Annotated in this window: 12 protein-coding genes and 2 pseudogenes; 6 read left to right on the top strand and 8 right to left on the bottom strand. The window is 70.6% G+C overall.

Going from position 1 to position 15,689, the window contains the following annotated elements; genetic code table 11:
* Window positions 1–6 precede the first annotated feature (6 nt).
* The 5 genes and pseudogenes from DEJ48_RS06910 to DEJ48_RS06930 all read left to right on the top strand — a co-directional run.
* Window positions 7–189, top strand: a pseudogene (locus tag DEJ48_RS06910) (AraC family transcriptional regulator); the annotation flags it as partial.
* A gap of 475 nt (window positions 190–664) precedes the next feature.
* Window positions 665–856 (top strand): hypothetical protein, encoded by a 192-nt coding sequence (locus DEJ48_RS06915; protein ID WP_150215327.1) that lies wholly within the window; start codon window positions 665–667, stop codon window positions 854–856.
* 324 nt (window positions 857–1,180) lie between these two features.
* On the top strand, window positions 1,181–2,659 hold the full coding sequence (locus DEJ48_RS06920) for an MFS transporter (RefSeq protein WP_150215328.1): 1,479 nt from the start codon (window positions 1,181–1,183) through the stop codon (window positions 2,657–2,659).
* Between the two features lie 21 nt (window positions 2,660–2,680).
* Window positions 2,681–2,979: pseudogene (locus DEJ48_RS41030) on the top strand (IS5/IS1182 family transposase); the annotation flags it as partial.
* A 237-nt stretch (window positions 2,980–3,216) separates the two neighbouring features.
* The gene (locus DEJ48_RS06930) at window positions 3,217–4,902 is read left to right on the top strand and encodes an acetolactate synthase large subunit (protein ID WP_150215330.1); all 1,686 of its coding nucleotides are present in this window, start codon (window positions 3,217–3,219) and stop codon (window positions 4,900–4,902) included.
* Window positions 4,903–5,084: 182 nt separating this feature from the next.
* On the opposite strand, the gene DEJ48_RS06935 is transcribed toward DEJ48_RS06930, so the two are convergent.
* Window positions 5,085–6,599 carry an FMN-binding glutamate synthase family protein gene (locus tag DEJ48_RS06935; RefSeq protein WP_150215331.1) on the bottom strand — a complete coding sequence of 505 codons (1,515 nt, stop codon included), beginning with the start codon at window positions 6,597–6,599 and terminating at the stop codon, window positions 5,085–5,087.
* Between the two features lie 272 nt (window positions 6,600–6,871).
* Window positions 6,872–8,131 carry an arginine deiminase gene (locus tag DEJ48_RS06940; protein WP_150215332.1) on the bottom strand — a complete coding sequence of 420 codons (1,260 nt, stop codon included), beginning with the start codon at window positions 8,129–8,131 and terminating at the stop codon, window positions 6,872–6,874.
* 84 nt (window positions 8,132–8,215) lie between these two features.
* On the opposite strand from DEJ48_RS06940, the gene DEJ48_RS06945 reads away from it, so the two are divergent.
* Window positions 8,216–9,142: an ornithine cyclodeaminase family protein gene (locus DEJ48_RS06945; RefSeq protein WP_150215333.1), complete on the top strand. Its 927-nt coding sequence runs from the start codon at window positions 8,216–8,218 to the stop codon at window positions 9,140–9,142.
* Window positions 9,143–9,192: 50 nt separating this feature from the next.
* Here the strand turns inward: DEJ48_RS06945 and DEJ48_RS06950 are convergent, their stop codons facing one another.
* The 6 genes from DEJ48_RS06950 to DEJ48_RS06975 all read right to left on the bottom strand — a co-directional run bounded on the left by DEJ48_RS06950 (window position 9,193) and on the right by DEJ48_RS06975 (window position 15,620).
* Window positions 9,193–10,509, bottom strand: coding sequence for a sulfite oxidase (locus DEJ48_RS06950; RefSeq protein ID WP_150215334.1), 1,317 nt, complete (start codon window positions 10,507–10,509; stop codon window positions 9,193–9,195).
* Between the two features lie 71 nt (window positions 10,510–10,580).
* Entirely contained in the window at window positions 10,581–11,189 is a 609-nt protein-coding gene (locus DEJ48_RS06955; RefSeq protein WP_150215335.1) for a sugar kinase, read from the bottom strand.
* Window positions 11,190–12,347, bottom strand: coding sequence for an ROK family glucokinase (locus tag DEJ48_RS06960; RefSeq protein ID WP_150173868.1), 1,158 nt, complete (start codon window positions 12,345–12,347; stop codon window positions 11,190–11,192).
* 371 nt (window positions 12,348–12,718) lie between these two features.
* Window positions 12,719–13,540, bottom strand: coding sequence for an ATP-binding cassette domain-containing protein (locus DEJ48_RS06965; protein WP_150215336.1), 822 nt, complete (start codon window positions 13,538–13,540; stop codon window positions 12,719–12,721).
* An 8-nt stretch (window positions 13,541–13,548) separates the two neighbouring features.
* Window positions 13,549–14,604, bottom strand: coding sequence for an ABC transporter permease (locus DEJ48_RS06970; RefSeq protein ID WP_150215337.1), 1,056 nt, complete (start codon window positions 14,602–14,604; stop codon window positions 13,549–13,551).
* Window positions 14,601–15,620 carry a sugar ABC transporter substrate-binding protein gene (locus DEJ48_RS06975; RefSeq protein ID WP_190537240.1) on the bottom strand — a complete coding sequence of 340 codons (1,020 nt, stop codon included), beginning with the start codon at window positions 15,618–15,620 and terminating at the stop codon, window positions 14,601–14,603. The genes DEJ48_RS06970 and DEJ48_RS06975 overlap by 4 nt, the downstream gene beginning before the upstream one ends.
* Between the last annotated feature and the right edge of the window lie 69 nt (window positions 15,621–15,689).

Here is a 15,689-nt window from a genome sequence, read left to right on the forward strand (position 1 = left end):
GGCAGGTTCTCCGAAAACGGCCAGTTGCTCACCTCGGCCGGTGCTGCGGCGAGCCTGGGCCCGTGTCCGCACATGATCCGCCGCGACTACGGCTCGGCCGCCGACACCGCCCGCCCGTCGGTGACGCCACTCGAACGGGAGGGCGGACAGGCGCAGTTCATCGCCTACTTGGTACCCATCACCCCACGATGACGCTTCAGCGCCTCCGATCCAACCATGCGCTGTCCGGCGAAGTCGGCGGGGCGAGCGGTAGCTCACCGTGTGCAGTCACCCCCGGCGAAGAGACTGCGGCCGGGCACGACGGGGACGAGCTGGTGGGCGACACCGGTCCTCGGTGACCTCTTCGACGACCTGATCAAGGCCCCGGACGCGCCGGACCACACGTGCACCGCCTGGTGGGGCACAGGTCATCGGCCTGCGGCGTATCCAGATCGGCTGTCCGCGTCTGGGGGCCCGGCGCACTGACATCGCGTTCACTTCGGACACCGACATCGTCCGGCACACGCCGGTCACCTACAGCGCCGACGAGTACGCGCAGGTCGTCATCGCCACCGGGGCAGGTGAAGGCCGCGCCCAGCAGCGGGCCGTCGAAGCGGTCCGCAACAAGCGGCTGCGCCGCTCCCCCGAGCTCGTCAACGCCGGCCTTGAGGACGGGGCGCTGGACATGTACGACGAGAACGGCTCGCTGCGCGCGGTGTTCGGGCGGCAGCCTGACGGGACGAGCGGGATCACCGCGCTCAACGGACCCCGACCGCCCGCCCCTTCATCTCCACAGGTGGAGCCGGTGCTCGGCGGCGTGCACGGCGCGATCTCTGCTCGTCGAAGCGTGAGCATCCGCTACCAGGGCGCCGGGTAAATCAGTTTGCGTCCCCGGCCGGCTGACCTACCCTGTCGGAGGTCATGTGCGGCGGGCCCTGCCGCCGCACCGTTCGGCGCGTTCGGCGTCGATGCGTACCGCGTGCCCGGCCGGGAGGAGGTGGGAAACATGGACTGGAACTGGACAACGAGTGTTGCGGCCATAGTTGCCCCCGGCCGTGTGCCCCCGTTCGGCGCGCGGTAGGACTCTCCCCCTTGCGGCACCTCATGGTGGTGTCCGCTGCTCTCGCGATCCCTTGTGTCGCGTCCCGGGGTGCAGGACCGCGTGTCTGCTCCTGCACCTCCGACACGGAATGTGATCGTTTTGACCAAGCAGTCCTCCCCCGGGAACATCGGGCCCACGCCGGCCCTCCACACCACCGCGAACGCGGCCGAGTTGCCCGATCCGAAGCGGTGGTGGGCCCTCACCGTCATCGCGGGCGCCCAGCTCATGGTGATTCTCGACGGCACGATCGTGAACGTCGCCCTGCCCTCCGTCCAGAACGGACTGGGCATGTCGGATGCGAACCGGCAGTGGGTGATCACCGCATACTCCCTGGCCTTCGGCGGCCTGCTCCTCCTCGGCGGCCGGATCGCCGACCTGGCCGGCCGCAAACGCACCTTCATGATCGGCCTGATCGGATTCGCCGCTGCCTCCGCGCTCGGCGGCGCGGCCGACGGCCCCGGGACGCTGTTCGCGGCGCGGGCCCTGCAAGGAGCCTGTGCGGCCGTCCTGGCCCCCTCCGCGCTGTCACTGCTGACGACGACGTTCACCGACACCGCCGAGCGCGGCCGAGCGTTCGGGATCTACGGCGCGCTCGCCGGGGGCGGCAGCGCCATCGGGCTGCTGGTGGGCGGCCTGCTCACCGAGTACGCGACCTGGCGCTGGTGCCTGTACGTCAACGTCCCCATCGCGCTGGCCGCCCTCGGCGGCGCGCTGGCCATCCTCAAGGACAGCCCCGGGCAGCGCGGGGTGCGCCTCGACGTCCCCGGCGCGCTGCTCGCCTCCGGCGGGCTCGTGGCGATCGTGTACGGCTTCAACGACGCCGAATCCGCCGGCTGGGCCGACCCGTTGGTCCTGACCCTGATCGCGGCCGGTGTGATCCTGCTCGCCGTCTTCGTGTGGTGGCAGTCCCACGCCAAGCATCCGATGCTGCCGCTGCACATCGTCAGGGACAGCACCCGTGCGGCGGCGCTCGCGACGATGGGCCTGGCCACCGTCGCCATGTTCGGCGCCTTCCTGTTCCTGACCTACTACCTCCAGACCATCCTCGACTACTCACCCGTACGGACCGGACTGGCGTTCCTGCCGATGTCCGTCACGATCGTCATCGGCGCGACGCAGATCGCCGCCCGGCTCCTGCCCCACACCGCCCCCCGCAACCTGATGGCCCCCGGCATGCTCCTCGCGGCCGTCGGCATGCTGCTCCTGACCCGCCTGAGCATGAACTCCGCCTACACCACCGGGGTGCTGCCCTCGCTGGTGCTGCTCGGCCTGGGCATGGGACTGACGTTCATGCCGGTCTACGCGACGGCGACCGCCGGGGTCGCCCCGAAGGACGCCGGAGTGACGTCCGCGACCGTCTCCACCTTCCAGCAGATCGGCGGCTCCCTGGGCACCGTCCTGTTGAACACCATCGCGTCGTCCGCCGCCACCCGCTACATCGACGCCCATCCGTCCCGGGGCCGGGGCCTGGGGGAGGGCATGGTGCACGGCTTCACCGTCGCGGCCTGGTGGTCGACGGGCGTCCTGCTCCTTGCAGCGCTGGTCGCGGCCATGGCCAAGGCGCCTGAGAAGACCTGACGAAATGATCCCCGAGGTCGCCTCCTCGCCGAGCTCCACAGCGCGAACGTCGAGGACTTCCCCGGGGCCGCGGTCGACGGCTCTCCCGTCCCCGCGTGGAGGGCGAGCCAGGACCGGACGAAGTCCCACCCACCGGCGGCAACCGCAACGACGTCGACCAACTCCTGTCCCTGCTCGACAAGATCCCGCCCGCCGCGGGCCGGGCCGGCAGACCCCGTCGACGCCCGGAGGTTTCACTGGCCGACCGGAGCTACGACCACGACGTCTACCGCCGCCGGCTCTGGCAGGGCGGCATCCGGCCCGTGATCACACGGCGGGGCGAGCCTTCGGTGGGTGGCCAGCCGGCGGCCTGAACAGCACCGATGCTCTGGAATGGCGTCCACACCCACCAGACCCTGGCTGCGCTCTCTGACGACGAGGAACGCAGGGCGGCGTTCAAGAATCCGAGGGTCCGGCTCGTAAGACCCGGTCCGCAGGCGTCCGAGCCGTGGGCCGGGGTAGACGACTGACCGGTCCGCCCATCGGCGCGGCCGAAACCCGGAGAGGACACGATCAGCGTGAGCGACGCCGAGCACCGGAAGCAGACCCCCGACGGAGCGGCCGAACTCCTGGTGCGCTGCCTGGAGAACGAGGGCGTCGAGGTGGTGTTCGGCGTGCCCGGCGAGGAGAACATCCGTTTCACCAACGCCCTCGCCCGCTCGGAGAAGATCCGCTACATCCTCACCCGGCACGAGCAGGCCGCGTCCTTCATGGCGGAGATGCACGGCCGGCTCACCGGCTCGGCGGGTGTGATGTCCGCGACGCTGGGGCCCGGCGCGATCAACCTGATGCTGGGCGTCGCCGACGCCATGACGAACAGCACGCCCGTCGTCGCGATCACCGCGCAGGTCGGCAAGGAGCGCAACTACAAGGAGTCCCACCAGTTCGTGGACCTGGTGAGCATGTTCGCCCCGGTCACGAAGTGGTCGGCGGACGTCCCGGCCACCCGGGCCGTCCCAGAGATGGTGCGGCGCGCGTTCAAGACCGCGGAGTCCGAGCGGCCCGGCGCCGTCTACCTCGCCGTGCCCGAGGACGTCGACGAGGCGACGGACGGCGCGGACCTGCGCCCGCTGCGCAGGGACGTCGTGCAGCCAGAGGCGCCGTCCCCGAAGCAGATCAAGCGGGCGGCGGAGCTGCTGCGGGAGGCACGCCGGCCGGTGATCCTCGCCGGACACGGCGCGGCGCGCGGCGGCGCCGAGGAGTCGCTGACGGCGTTCGCCACCGCGCTCGACGTGTCGACGGCGACCACCTTCCACGGCAAGGGCGTCCTGCCCGACGACCACCCGTGCGCGACCGGCACGTTCGGCTTCATGCGGCGCGACTACACCAACTTCGGGTTCGAGGAGGCCGACGTCGTCATCGCCGTCGGCTACGAGCTGCAGGAGTTCGACCCGTCCCGGATCAACCCGGACGGCGACAAGAAGATCATCCACATCCACCGCTTCCCGGCGGAGGTGGACGACAGCTACTCGGTCGACGTCGGCATCATCGGCGACATCTCCGCCTCCCTCGACGCCCTCGCCACCGCGCTCGACGGCCTGCGGTGGACCATCGACGACGAGGACACCACGGCCACCCGCGCGCTGCTGGCCAAGGAACTCGAGCAGGGCGCCGCGGACGAGCGCTACCCGCTCGCCCCGCAGCGCGTCATCGCCGACACCCGCGCCGCGCTCGGTCGCGAGGACATCGTCCTGGTCGACACCGGCGCGCTGAAAATGTGGATGGCCCGGCTCTACCCGACGTACGCGCCGAACACCTGCCTCATCTCCAACGGCTTGTCCACCATGGGCTTCTCGCTGCCGGGCGCGCTCGCGGTCCAGCTCGCCAGGCCGCAGACGAAGGTGCTGGCGGCGGTCGGCGACGGCTCGTTCCTCATGCACTCCCAGGAGATCGAGACGGCGGTCCGCGAGAACATCCCGCTGACCGTGCTGATCTGGGAGGACAACGGCTACGGGCTCATCAAGTGGAAGATGGACCTGGAGGTCGGGGAGAACTCCAACACCGACTTCGGCAACCCGGACATCGTCCAGTACGCCCGCAGCTTCGGCGCGAAGGGCTACCACATCGAGTCCGCCAAGGACCTGCTGCCGACGCTCCGTGAGGCGCTGGCGGACCCGGGCGTGTCGATCATCAACTGCCCGGTGGACTACGCCGAGAACATGAACCTCATCGAGCACCTCGGGCACCTCGACTCGGCGCTCTGACCCGCCCGCGCGGCGCGGCCCGACTCCCGTACGGGCCGCGCCGCCCGGGCCGCTGTCACGCCTCGCGCGCAGGGTCCCGCCCCGAGGACCGCCCCGGGCAGGACTGCGCGAACTCGTGACGTCGCGTGCTGATCAGGACGCAGTCGTGTCTCCGCATACCCGACGAGGGGGCAAGGACGTGCTCAGGCAAGGAGCAGCTCGGTGATCTCATCGGCGAGCTCGGTGCCGAGCGAGCCCCAGCCGTCCTTGTAGCCGTAGACGCTCGCCAGGGTGCGGGCGTCGTAGTCGCCGTTGAGGATGTCGATGTCGGTGGGGGTGATGAGCGAGGGATGGGCGACGCCGACGGCGCCCGAGACCCTCAGCAACTCCCTGCGCAGGGTGCGCAGGTAGCCCGCGGCCCGGACGGCCTTCGAGGGTGCGTCGATGCCGCGCGTCAGCCACGGGTTCTGGGTGGCGATGCCGGTGGGGCATGCGTCGGTGTGGCACTTCTGCGCCTGGATGCAGCCGATGGACAGCATCGCCTCACGGCCCACGTTGACCATGTCGACGCCGAGGGCGAACGCGACGACGGCGTTCTCGGGCAGGCCGAGCTTGCCGGAGCCGATGAAGGTGATGTCGTCGGTCAGCCCGCGCTCGGCGAACACGCTGTAGACGCGGGAGAAGCCCATGCGGAACGGCAGGGACACCGAGTCGGCGAAGATCAGGGGAGCAGCCCCGGTGCCGCCCTCGCCTCCGTCCACGGTCACGAAGTCGACCCCTCGATCACCCTGTTCCATCAGGGAGGCGAGTTCCTCCCAGAAGGCCATCTCCCCGATGGCGCTCTTGATCCCGACGGGCAATCCGGTCTCCGTGGCGAGCAGTTCCACGAAGTCGAGCATCGAGTCCACGTCGTGGAACGCGGTGTGCCGCGACGGCGACGCGCAGTCCTTGCCCGCGGGGATGTCGCGGATCGCGGCGATCTCGTCGGTCACCTTCGCACCCGGCAGCATGCCGCCGAGCCCCGGCTTCGCACCCTGCGAGAGCTTGATCTCGATCGCCTTCACGGGCCCGCTCGCGACCACGGACTTGAGCTTGTCCAGGTTGAACGTCCCGTCCTCGTTGCGGCACCCGAAGTACGACGTACCGATCTGGAGGACGAGGTCCCCGCCGTTGAGGTGGTAGGGCGACAGGCCGCCCTCGCCGGTGTTGTGCATCGTCCCGGCCAGCGCCGCACCCTTGTTGAGTGCCGTGACGGCCGCGCCGGACAGCGAGCCGAAGCTCATCGCCGAGATGTTGACGACACTAGCCGGACGGAACGCCTTCGCGCGGCCTCGTGGTCCGCCGAGCACCTTTGCCGAGGGCAACGGCGCCTGCGCGTCGTGCAGATCGGGCAGCCGACCGGCGAACGTGCGCTGCTTCACGTACGCGTGACCCTGCTCATGCTCGACGTCGTCGTCGGTGCCGAACCCGAAGTAGTTGTTCTCCTCCTTCGCCGACGCGTAGATCCAGCTGCGCTGGTCACGGCTGAAGGGCCGTTCCTCGTCGTTGGACGTCACGACGTACTGCCGCAGCTCGGGGCCGATCTTCTCCAGCAAGTACCTGGCGTGTCCCAGCACGGGGAAGTTCCTCAGCAGTGCGTGCTTCTTCTGCACGAGGTCGCGGGCGGCCACCAGCGCCAACGCCGTGGCGGCTGACGCGCCTATGTTCCGAGCACGCATGAAAGACGTTCCTCTCCTCGACTGGCCGAACCTCACCACGACCGGCTACCCCCCGCCAGCGAAATGCCACGGGAGAGCGGCGAAGGCTCTCCTCTTGCGCGCGGTCGGGGAAACGGGCGCAGGGGCTGAGGCCGGAGACCTTCTCGAGGGTGGCCTCGGGTTTCCACGCCACAGCCGGGCCCGCGGTCCGGAAGTAGTTCGACGCCTCCACCGCCGTGCTCTGTCAGATGTTCACGGCTGTCGGGGTCTGCTCACCCCACCGGGCCGGGCCGTCAGAAACCGACCGCGTCCCGGATCAGCGGGCACGTCATGCAGTGGCCGCCGCCGCGGCCCCGGCCCAGTTCCGCGCCGACGATCTCGATGACCTCGACGCCCGCCTCGCGCAGCAGCGCGTTGGTCTGGGTGTTGCGGTCGTAGGTGAAGACCACGCCCGGTTCCAGGGCGACGGCGTTGTTGCCGCTGTCCCACTGCTGGCGTTCCGACGCGTAGACGTCGCCGCCGGTCTCGATCACGCGCATCGAGGAGAGGCCGAGCGCGGTGGTGACGACGTCGACGAACGTGCGGGACCCCTCGTCGGTGATCGAGACGCCCGCGGGGCCTTCGCCGGGGCGGAGTGTGAAGGCGTGGACGTCGTCCATGATCTTCGGGTAGAGGGTGACGATGTCGCGGTCGGCGAAGGTGAAGACCGTGTCCAGGTGCATCGCGGAGCGGAGTTTCGGCATGCCGGCGACGATGACGCGTTCGGCGGCGCCGTTGGCGAACAGGGCGGCGGCGACCTGGGTGATGGCCTGGCGGGAGGTGCGCTCGCTCATGCCCATGAGGACGACGCCGTTGCCGACGGGCATGATGTCGCCGCCCTCGAACGTCGCCTGGCCCCAGTCGAGTTCGGGGTCGCCCCACCAGACGGTGGCGCCGGTGAAGTCGGGGTGGAACTGGTAGACCGCCTTCATGAGGAGGGTCTCGTCGTGGCGGGCGGGCCAGTAGAGCGGGTTCAGGGTCACGCCGCCGTACAGCCAGCACGTGGTGTCGCGGGTGTAGAGGGTGTTCGGGAGGGGCGGCATCAGGTATTCGCCGACGCCGGTGGACTCGCGGACGAGGGAGACGTACGCGGAGCGGTACGCGTCGGGCAGGTCCGTGGTGGCGAGGCCGCCGATGAGGTACTCGGCGAGCCGCCGGGGCTCCAGCGTCTCCAGGTAGGCGCGGGTGTCGTCCATGAGGCCGATGCCGACCTGGTTCGCGGTGATCTTCCGCTCCAGGAGCCAGTCCCTGGCCCCGGGGACGCCCAGGGTCTGTGCGAGCAGGTCGTGCAGCTCGACGACCTCGACCCCGCGCTGCCGCAGCTCGGCGACGAACGCCGCGTGGTCGCGCTGGGCGTTCTCCACCCACATCACGTCGTCGAAGAGCAGGTCGGCGGAGTTGGTCGGGGTCAGGCGGCGGTGCGCGAGCGCGGGCGCGCAGACCAGGACCTTGCGGAGCCTGCCGACCTCGGAGTGGACACCGAAGCCCGGCCCGGCGGTGTGGGTGCTCGTCACGGTATGCCTCACCGGGTCGCTGTCGGGGTAGCCGTCGGGCTACTGGCAGTGAAATCTAACCCTTATACGGAAGGTTGTCCTGATATGCACATCGATGCCGGAGCCATTGAACGCCTCGTCCCCATGTCCGCCGCGATCGACGCGCTGGAGGTTGTCCTCGCCGCCGGTCTTGACCCGGAGGCGGAGCCGGACCGCGGGGTCGTGGACGTGCCCGGCGGGCAGCTGCTCATGATGCCGTCGGCCACGGCGTCGTACGCGGGCGTGAAGGTCGCCACCGTCACGCCGGGCAACGCGGACCGCGGTCTCCCCCGCGTGCAGGGCCTCTACGTCCTCCTCGACGGCGGGACCCACACCCCGCTGGCCCTCCTGGACGGCATCGCCCTGACGTCGCTGCGCACCCCCGCCGTGTCCGGGGTGGCCGTCGGAAAGCTGGCGGTGCCGGACGTCGGGCGGCTCGTCGTCTTCGGGACCGGACCGCAGGCGTGGGGGCACGTGGAGGCGGTGCGGGCGGTGCGTCCCGGGCTGCGCCACGTCGACGTGGTCGCGCGGAACGCCGACCGCGTGACGGATTTTGTGGCGCGCTGCCGCGCCCTCGGCCTCTCGGCGTCCGCGGCGACGGCGGACGCCGTGGCCCACGCGGACGTGGTCTGCTGCTGCACCACGGCACGCGAGCCCCTCTTCGACAGCACCCTGCTGCCCGACCACGCCACGGTCGCCGCGGTCGGCTCGCACGAGCCGGACGCCCGCGAGGTCGACGCCCGTCTCGTGGGCCGGGCCACGGTGGTGGCGGAGTCCCGCGCGGTGGCGGCGCGGGAGTGCGGCGATCTGGTCCTCGCGGCCGCCGAGGGCACCTTCGACCTGGCGCGGGTGCACACCCTGGACGCCTTGGTACGAGGCGAGGTGCGGGTCGCGCAGGGGCGGCCGCGGCTGTTCAAGTCTGCAGGGATGGCCTGGGAGGACCTGGCCGTGGCGGCCGCCGCCTACGAACGGTGGGCGGCGGCCGCCGGGTGAGTGGCGGAGACCCCGAGCCCGACCCCGGCTCCGGGCTCGGGCTCGGTCCCTCAGCCGCTCACCGTCACCGCGTGCCGTATCACCGCGCCGAACAGATATCCCTGGGTGTTGTGCACCGTCGTCGCCGGCTGGGTACGGCCCGCGGAGTCCGTGGCGCGGGAGAGGAGTTCGGCCGGGCCGGTCCTGGTGGGCTTCCACGGGAACGACCAGCGGGTCCAGGAACCCTCCTGCCCGCGGTCGTGCAGCCGCGCCGCCCGCCAGGAGGCGCCGCCGTCCGCGCTCACCTCGACCCGGGTGATCGCACCGCCGGCCGACCAGGCGCGGCCCGTGAGCCGGTGCCGGGTGTGCGCGGACAGATCCGCGTTCCAGGGGAGCTCGAAGGCCGACTTGATGGTCTGGCGGGTGAGCGGGGCGCTGCCCTCGGCCGGGTAGGCGTCGCCGAAGAGGCGGTAGAAGTCCGTGTTCCACGGTGAGTAGAGGGGCTCGGTGGAGACCTCGATGTCGCCCAGCCACTTGATCGAGGAGATGCCCACCCAGGACGGGGCGAGGAGACGCACCGGATATCCGTGGTCGGGCGGCAGAGGGGAGCCGTTCATCTCATACGCGAGGATGACGTCGTCCAGCGCCTTGGAGACCGGCATGGGGCGGCGCACCCGGCCGTAGCTCGTACCGTCCGACGTGACGTACTCGTCGTCGAGGCCGCGCGGCATGATGTCCACCGCACGGCGGGAGAGGCCGGCCTTCTGGAGGACGTCGGAGAGCCGTACGCCGCGCCAGTGGGCCACGCCGATCGCGCCCGTCGTCCACGGGGTGCCCGAGCCCGCCCGCCCCTGCTGCGTCGCGAAGAAGCTCCTCGCGTTGCCCGCGCACTCGACGAACGCCGTGCGCGTCACCGGCTTGAAGCGCCTGAGGTCCGCGAGGGTGAACTCCCGAGCGCGACCCGTCAGCCCGTCGCCCCAGATGTTCAGCTTCCAGGACGCCGCGTCGATGCGCGGGGTCGTCGTGTGGTTGCGGACGAAGAAGCGGGCGGCCGGGGTGGTGTAGCCGGTGTCGGCGAACGACTCGAAGCGGGCCTCCGCGTTCGTGCCGTGGATGATGAACCACTCCGGTGGGAGCGGCTTGACGATGCCGGGGCCCGCCGCCGCGGCGCGGGGCGCCGACAGGGCCACCGGCACGGTCGAGGCGAGGCCCGCGGCGGCGACCAGCCGCAGCAGATCCCGGCGCGCCACCCCTTCGGCGCGGGCCCGACCGGCCGCCCACTGGCGCAGTCTGCGCCGGTCGTACGACGCCTCGGACTCGGTTGGCTCCGAGGACTCCGATGAATCGGTCGACTCCGCTGACTCTGATGACTCCGTGTGTCTCGTCATGGCCTCACGGTAGGAACTACGGCGGCGGCGCACCGGAGAAAGCCATGATCTTCATAATCGAGACATCTGATTCAGGGAGTCGTCGTCGAGACCACGTAGACCATCGGGTGCCGCGCGTTCGAGCGGTCCACGACGACGTCCAGGGTGGGCGCCGGATCCTTCTGCGTGTGCGTGAGGCCGTACCAGGGGCCGGGCCCCGTGAACTCCCAGCCGACGACGTTCTGGTCGCGCTTGCTGATGGTGATGTCGTCGGCCTTGAACGCGCTTTCCTTGCTGCCGATCTGCTTGAGGAACCGGGTCAGGCCCGCGTTGCTGGTGAGGAACTGGACGTAGAGACGGCTGGTGCGCCAGTTGTTCGTCTCGTAGTACGCGACCTCTTCCGAGTACGGCTGGACCGGTACGTCGTACAGGCGCCGCTGCACGCGCGACGGCCAGCCCGCGGTGAGGCCCGTCGCGGAGTACTTGTCCTCCTTGTCGCGGCCGCTGTTGCGGCTCTGGTTCGCGGAGATCACCAGATAGCCGGCGGGCACGCCGATGAGCAGCACGATGATGATCGCCGTCAGCCAGCGGCGGCGGATCATGTGGCTGCGGGCCTCGGTCTTGCGGGCCGGCCCCTCCCCGTCCGGCGGCTCGGGGGCGCCGGGGTGGTCCGGGGACGAGGGCTGGCGTGGCACGGTCATCTACTGGGTTCCCTGGGATGTGCGGTCGTCGGTGCGGCGGGCCTCTGCGTAGCGCTCGTAGCGTTCGTAGCGCTCCACGCGGCGCCGGTTGGCGCGGCGGAAGCGGCGGGCGACGAGACGGGCCAGGTCGGCGGCGCCCACCATGCCGGCCTCGGGGCCGAGCTGGGCGCGGGCGATGCGGGCCTCGGGGCGGTAGCCGCGGCCGGTCAGGTGGCGGCGGAAGGCGTCGCGGGCCGGGCCGATCAGCAGGTCGTCGGCGGCGCTGACGCCGCCGCCGATCACGAAGCAGGAGGGGTCGAGGGCGGCGGCGAGGTTGGCGATGCCGACGCCGAGCCACTGGCCGATGTCCTGGAGGAGCTCGACGCACATGGCGTCGCCCTCGCGGGCCAGCTCGGTGATGAGGGGACCCGTGATGTCGGGGACGTTGCCCTTGACGCGCTCGATGATGCCGTACGCGACCGGGGAGTCGGCGGCGGCGAGCTCACGGGCCTCCCTGACGAGGGCGTTCCCCGAGCTGTACTGCTCCCAGCAGCCGCGGTTGCCGCACGGGCAGCGGTGGCCGCCGGGGACGACCTGCATGTGGCCGAACTCGCCGGCCACGCCGAACTTGCCGCGCTTGACGGCGCCGTCCTCCAGGATCGCGCCGCCGATGCCGGTGCCGAGGGTGATCATGACGAGGTGGTCCTCGCCGCGGCCCGCACCGAAGCGCCACTCCGCCCAGGCGGCGGTGTTCGCGTCGTTGTCGACCATGACGGGCACGGCGAGGCGGCCCGAGATGCGGTCCCGCAGAGGCTCGTTCCGCCAGGACAGGTGGGGCGCGAAGAGCACGCGGTTGCGGTCCGCGTCGACCCAGCCCGCGGCGCCGATGCCGACGGCGTGCACGTCGTGGCGGTCGGAGAGGTCGAGGACCAGCTCGACGATGGTGTCCTCGACGACCTTGGGGCTCTTCGACTTGTCCGGGGTCTCCGTGCGGAGGGTCTCCAGGATGTTGCCGTCGGGGTCGACGACGCCCGCCATCACCTTGGTGCCGCCGATGTCGATGCCGACGGTGTTGACGCGGGGGGCCGTCAGATGCGATCGGCGTTCGCGGGTGCCCACGGTCCGCAGAACGGTGGCTCGTGCGGAGCCGCGGTGCGCGAGGTCGCGGTAGGTGCTCATTGCGGCGATTCTGCCTCACGGTGGCGGGACGGCGCACAACGGGACCCCGGCGCGGGGAGCGTATCGGCCGGGCCGGGCCCCGGGTGACCCGGGGGCGCGGGGAACTGCGCGCTCGGCCCACGAAAAGCCGCAGACGCGTCTGCGAGGTGCCCGGCAGACGCGCCTGCGGGTACGCCGTGGCCGATCGCGCAGTTCCCCGCGCCCCTCAAAACAGGACCCCGGCCCCGGGTGGCCCAGGGGCGTGGGGAACTGCGCGAGCAACCCACGACAAGCCGCAGACGCGCCGCGGGGGCGAGCCGGTAGACGCGGCTGCGGCTCCGACGTGGCTGAGCGCGCAGTTCCTCGCGCCCCTGAAGCGGCGCCCCGCGCCGTCAGGCGGGCCCTCGGCCCTCCAGCTCGTGGCGGAGGTCGTCCAGTTCGGAGCCGCCCGCCATCTGGCGGGTCAGTTCGTCGAGGGTGATCTCGTCGCGGGTGTAGCTGCCCGACATCGCGCCGCGCTTGAGGAGGACGAACCGGTCCCCGACCAGGTACGCGTGGTGGGGGTTGTGGGTGATGAGGACCACGCCCAGGCCCGCGTCCCGCGCCGCGGCCACGTACTTCAGGACGACGCCGGACTGCTTGACGCCGAGCGCGGCGGTCGGCTCGTCGAGGACGAGGACCTTCGCGCCGAAGTAGACGGCGCGAGCGATCGCCACGCACTGGCGCTCACCGCCCGAGAGCGTGCCGATGGGCTGGTCCACGTCGCGCAGGTCGATGCCCATGCGGAGCAGCTCCGCGTGGGTCGTCTCACGCATGCGGTCGACGTCCATGCGGCGGAAGGGGCCCACGCCCTTCGTCGGCTCGGAGCCGAGGAAGAAGTTCCGCCAGACCGGCATGAGGGGGACCACGGCGAGGTCCTGGTACACCGTGGCGATGCCCCGGTCCAGCGCCTCGCGCGGGTTGGCGAACCGCGCCTCCTCGCCCTCGATCGTGAAGGAGCCGGAGTCGTTCCTGTGCAGCCCCGCGATGATCTTGATGAGGGTCGACTTGCCCGCGCCGTTGTCGCCGAGCACGCAGGAGATCTCCCCCGCGTGCACCTCCAGGGAGACGCCTTCGAGCGCGCGGATGTTGCCGTAGAACTTGCTGACGTCGTCGAGCTCGACGAGCGGCGTGCGCCCGCCCCCGTCCTCGGGGACCGCGTCGGTCTTCGTCATGTCCGTGGTCACTTCGTCGCCTCCGCACGCTTGCGGACCCAGTGGTTCAGGAGGGTCGCCAGGAGCAGCATCACGCCCAGGAAGAACTTGAACCAGTCCGAGTTCCACTCCGCGTACACGATGCCCTTGCTGACCATGCCGAAGATCAGCGCACCGACGGCCGCGCCGACCGCCGAACCGTACCCACCGGTGATCAGGCAGCCGCCGATGACCGCCGCGACGATGTAGATGAGTTCGTTGCCGACGCCCTCGCCGGACTGCACGGTGTCGTACGAGAACAGCAGGTGCTGGCCGGAGATCCAGGCGCCGAACGCGACGCCCATGTAGAGGCCGATCTTCGTCTTGGCGACCGGGACGCCGACCGCGCGGGCCGCGTCCTCGCCGCCGCCCACCGCGAAGATCCAGTTGCCGACGCGGGTGCGCAGCAGGATCCACGTGGCGACCGCGATCAGCGCGAGCCACCAGAGGATCGTGATCTTGAAGTCGACGCCGCCGATCGTGATGGTCGAGGCGAAGACGTCCTTCGCGGAGGAGAAGCCCTCCATGTCGGAGATCGACTTGGTGGAGACCGTGCCGCTGATCATCTTGGTGAAGCCGAGGTTCATGCCGGTCAGCATCAGGAACGTGCCGAGCGTGATGATGAAGCTCGGCGGGTCCGTGCGGGTCAGCATGACGCCGTTGAAGACGCCGATGGCGAGGGTGACGAGCAGCGAGACGCCGACGCCCACCCAGACGTTCGCCGTCATCTGGTAGCTGAACATCGACGAGACGAGGGCGGAGGTCGTCACGAGGACGCCCGCCGACAGGTCGAACTCGCCGCCGATCATCAGCAGGGCCACCGGCACCGCCATGATGCCGAGGGTCGATGCGGCGTACAGGACCGTCGCGAGGCTGCTGGCCTGGAGGAAGCTGTCCGCGACGAACGAGAAGAAGATGAAGACGGCGATGGCGCCGACGACCGAGCCGAGCTCGGGTCGGCCCATCAGCTTCTTCAGCGGCGAGGTCTTGACGAGCCGCTCGTCGGTTTTGTCGCCCGGTGCGGGCGCCGGTGCTGTCGCGGTCATCGGGTCCCTCGCTTCGCGTAGTCCTCCAGCTCGGCGGCCTGGTCCTTGGTGATGATCTGCGGGCCCGTGAGGACGGGACGGCCGCCGCCGAGGACGTCGGCGTTGTACTTGTACAGCCACAGCAGGTCGACGGCCTGGTAGCCCTGGAGGTAGGGCTGCTGGTCGACGGCGAAGCCGAGGTCGCCGGACTTCAGGCCGGCCGCGACCGTCTCGTTCAGGTCGAAGGTGTCGATCTCGGCCTTGCTGCCCGCGCTGTCCGCGGCCTTCACCGCGGTGTCCGCGAAGGGCGCGCCGAGCGTGACGACGGCGTCGATGGACTTGTCGGTCTGCAGCCGGGCCTCGATGGAGGACTGCACGTCGGGCATGTTCGTGCCGGTGACGTACAGGTTCTGCATCTTGCCGTCGAAGGTCTTCTTGGCGCCGTCGCAGCGCTGCTCGTGGCCGACGTTGCCCTGCTCGTGCAGGATGCAGAGCGCCTTCTTCTTGCCGCGCTTGTTGAGCTCCTCGCCGACGGCCTCGCCCGCGATCGTCTCGTCCTGCCCGATGTGGGTGAGCGCCCCGAACTTCTTGGACTCGGCCGAGCCGGAGTTCACGGTGATCACCGGGATGCCGGCCTTCTTCGCGCGGGCCAGGGCACCCTTCATCGCGTCCGGCTTGGCCAGCGTGACGATGATCCCGTCGACCTTCTTGTCGATGTAGGAGTCCACGAGCTGGGCCTGCTGCTGGGCCTCGTCGTCATGGGCGTAGAGGAAATTGATGTTGTCCTTGCGGGCGGCCTGCTCGGCACCGCTCTGGACGATGTCCCAGAAGGTGTCGCCGTCGCCCGAGTGGGTCACCATGCCGAAGGTCCAGCGCGGTGTGTTCACCGCCGCCTTGCCCTGCGCGGTCGCCGCCTTGCGGGCGTCCTCCGCGCGTTTGCCGCCGGTGCTGCTGCATCCGGTGAGTCCCGCGGTGACCCCGAGCACCGCCACCAGCACGGCGCCCACCGTACGTACCCCTGTCTTCACCCTTGCCACGACGCCGTGCCCTTCTTGCTCTGCTGCTCTGTGCGGCCGGTCCGGATCCCCGGCCCCAGCCGCCCAAGT

It is taken from the genome of Streptomyces venezuelae (assembly GCF_008642315.1).
Classification (GTDB): Bacteria; Actinomycetota; Actinomycetes; order Streptomycetales; family Streptomycetaceae; genus Streptomyces; species Streptomyces venezuelae_D.

Coding starts and splice junctions, on each gene's coding strand:
- DEJ48_RS06915 (WP_150215327.1), top strand. CDS start 665: ATGTACGACGAGAACGGCTCGCTGCGCGCGGTGTTCGGGCGGCAGCCT.
- DEJ48_RS06935 (WP_150215331.1), bottom strand. CDS start 6,599: ATGCGTGCTCGGAACATAGGCGCGTCAGCCGCCACGGCGTTGGCGCTG.
- DEJ48_RS06945 (WP_150215333.1), top strand. CDS start 8,216: ATGCACATCGATGCCGGAGCCATTGAACGCCTCGTCCCCATGTCCGCC.
- DEJ48_RS06950 (WP_150215334.1), bottom strand. CDS start 10,509: ATGACGAGACACACGGAGTCATCAGAGTCAGCGGAGTCGACCGATTCA.
- DEJ48_RS06955 (WP_150215335.1), bottom strand. CDS start 11,189: ATGACCGTGCCACGCCAGCCCTCGTCCCCGGACCACCCCGGCGCCCCC.
- DEJ48_RS06960 (WP_150173868.1), bottom strand. CDS start 12,347: ATGAGCACCTACCGCGACCTCGCGCACCGCGGCTCCGCACGAGCCACC.
- DEJ48_RS06965 (WP_150215336.1), bottom strand. CDS start 13,540: ATGACGAAGACCGACGCGGTCCCCGAGGACGGGGGCGGGCGCACGCCG.
- DEJ48_RS06970 (WP_150215337.1), bottom strand. CDS start 14,604: ATGACCGCGACAGCACCGGCGCCCGCACCGGGCGACAAAACCGACGAG.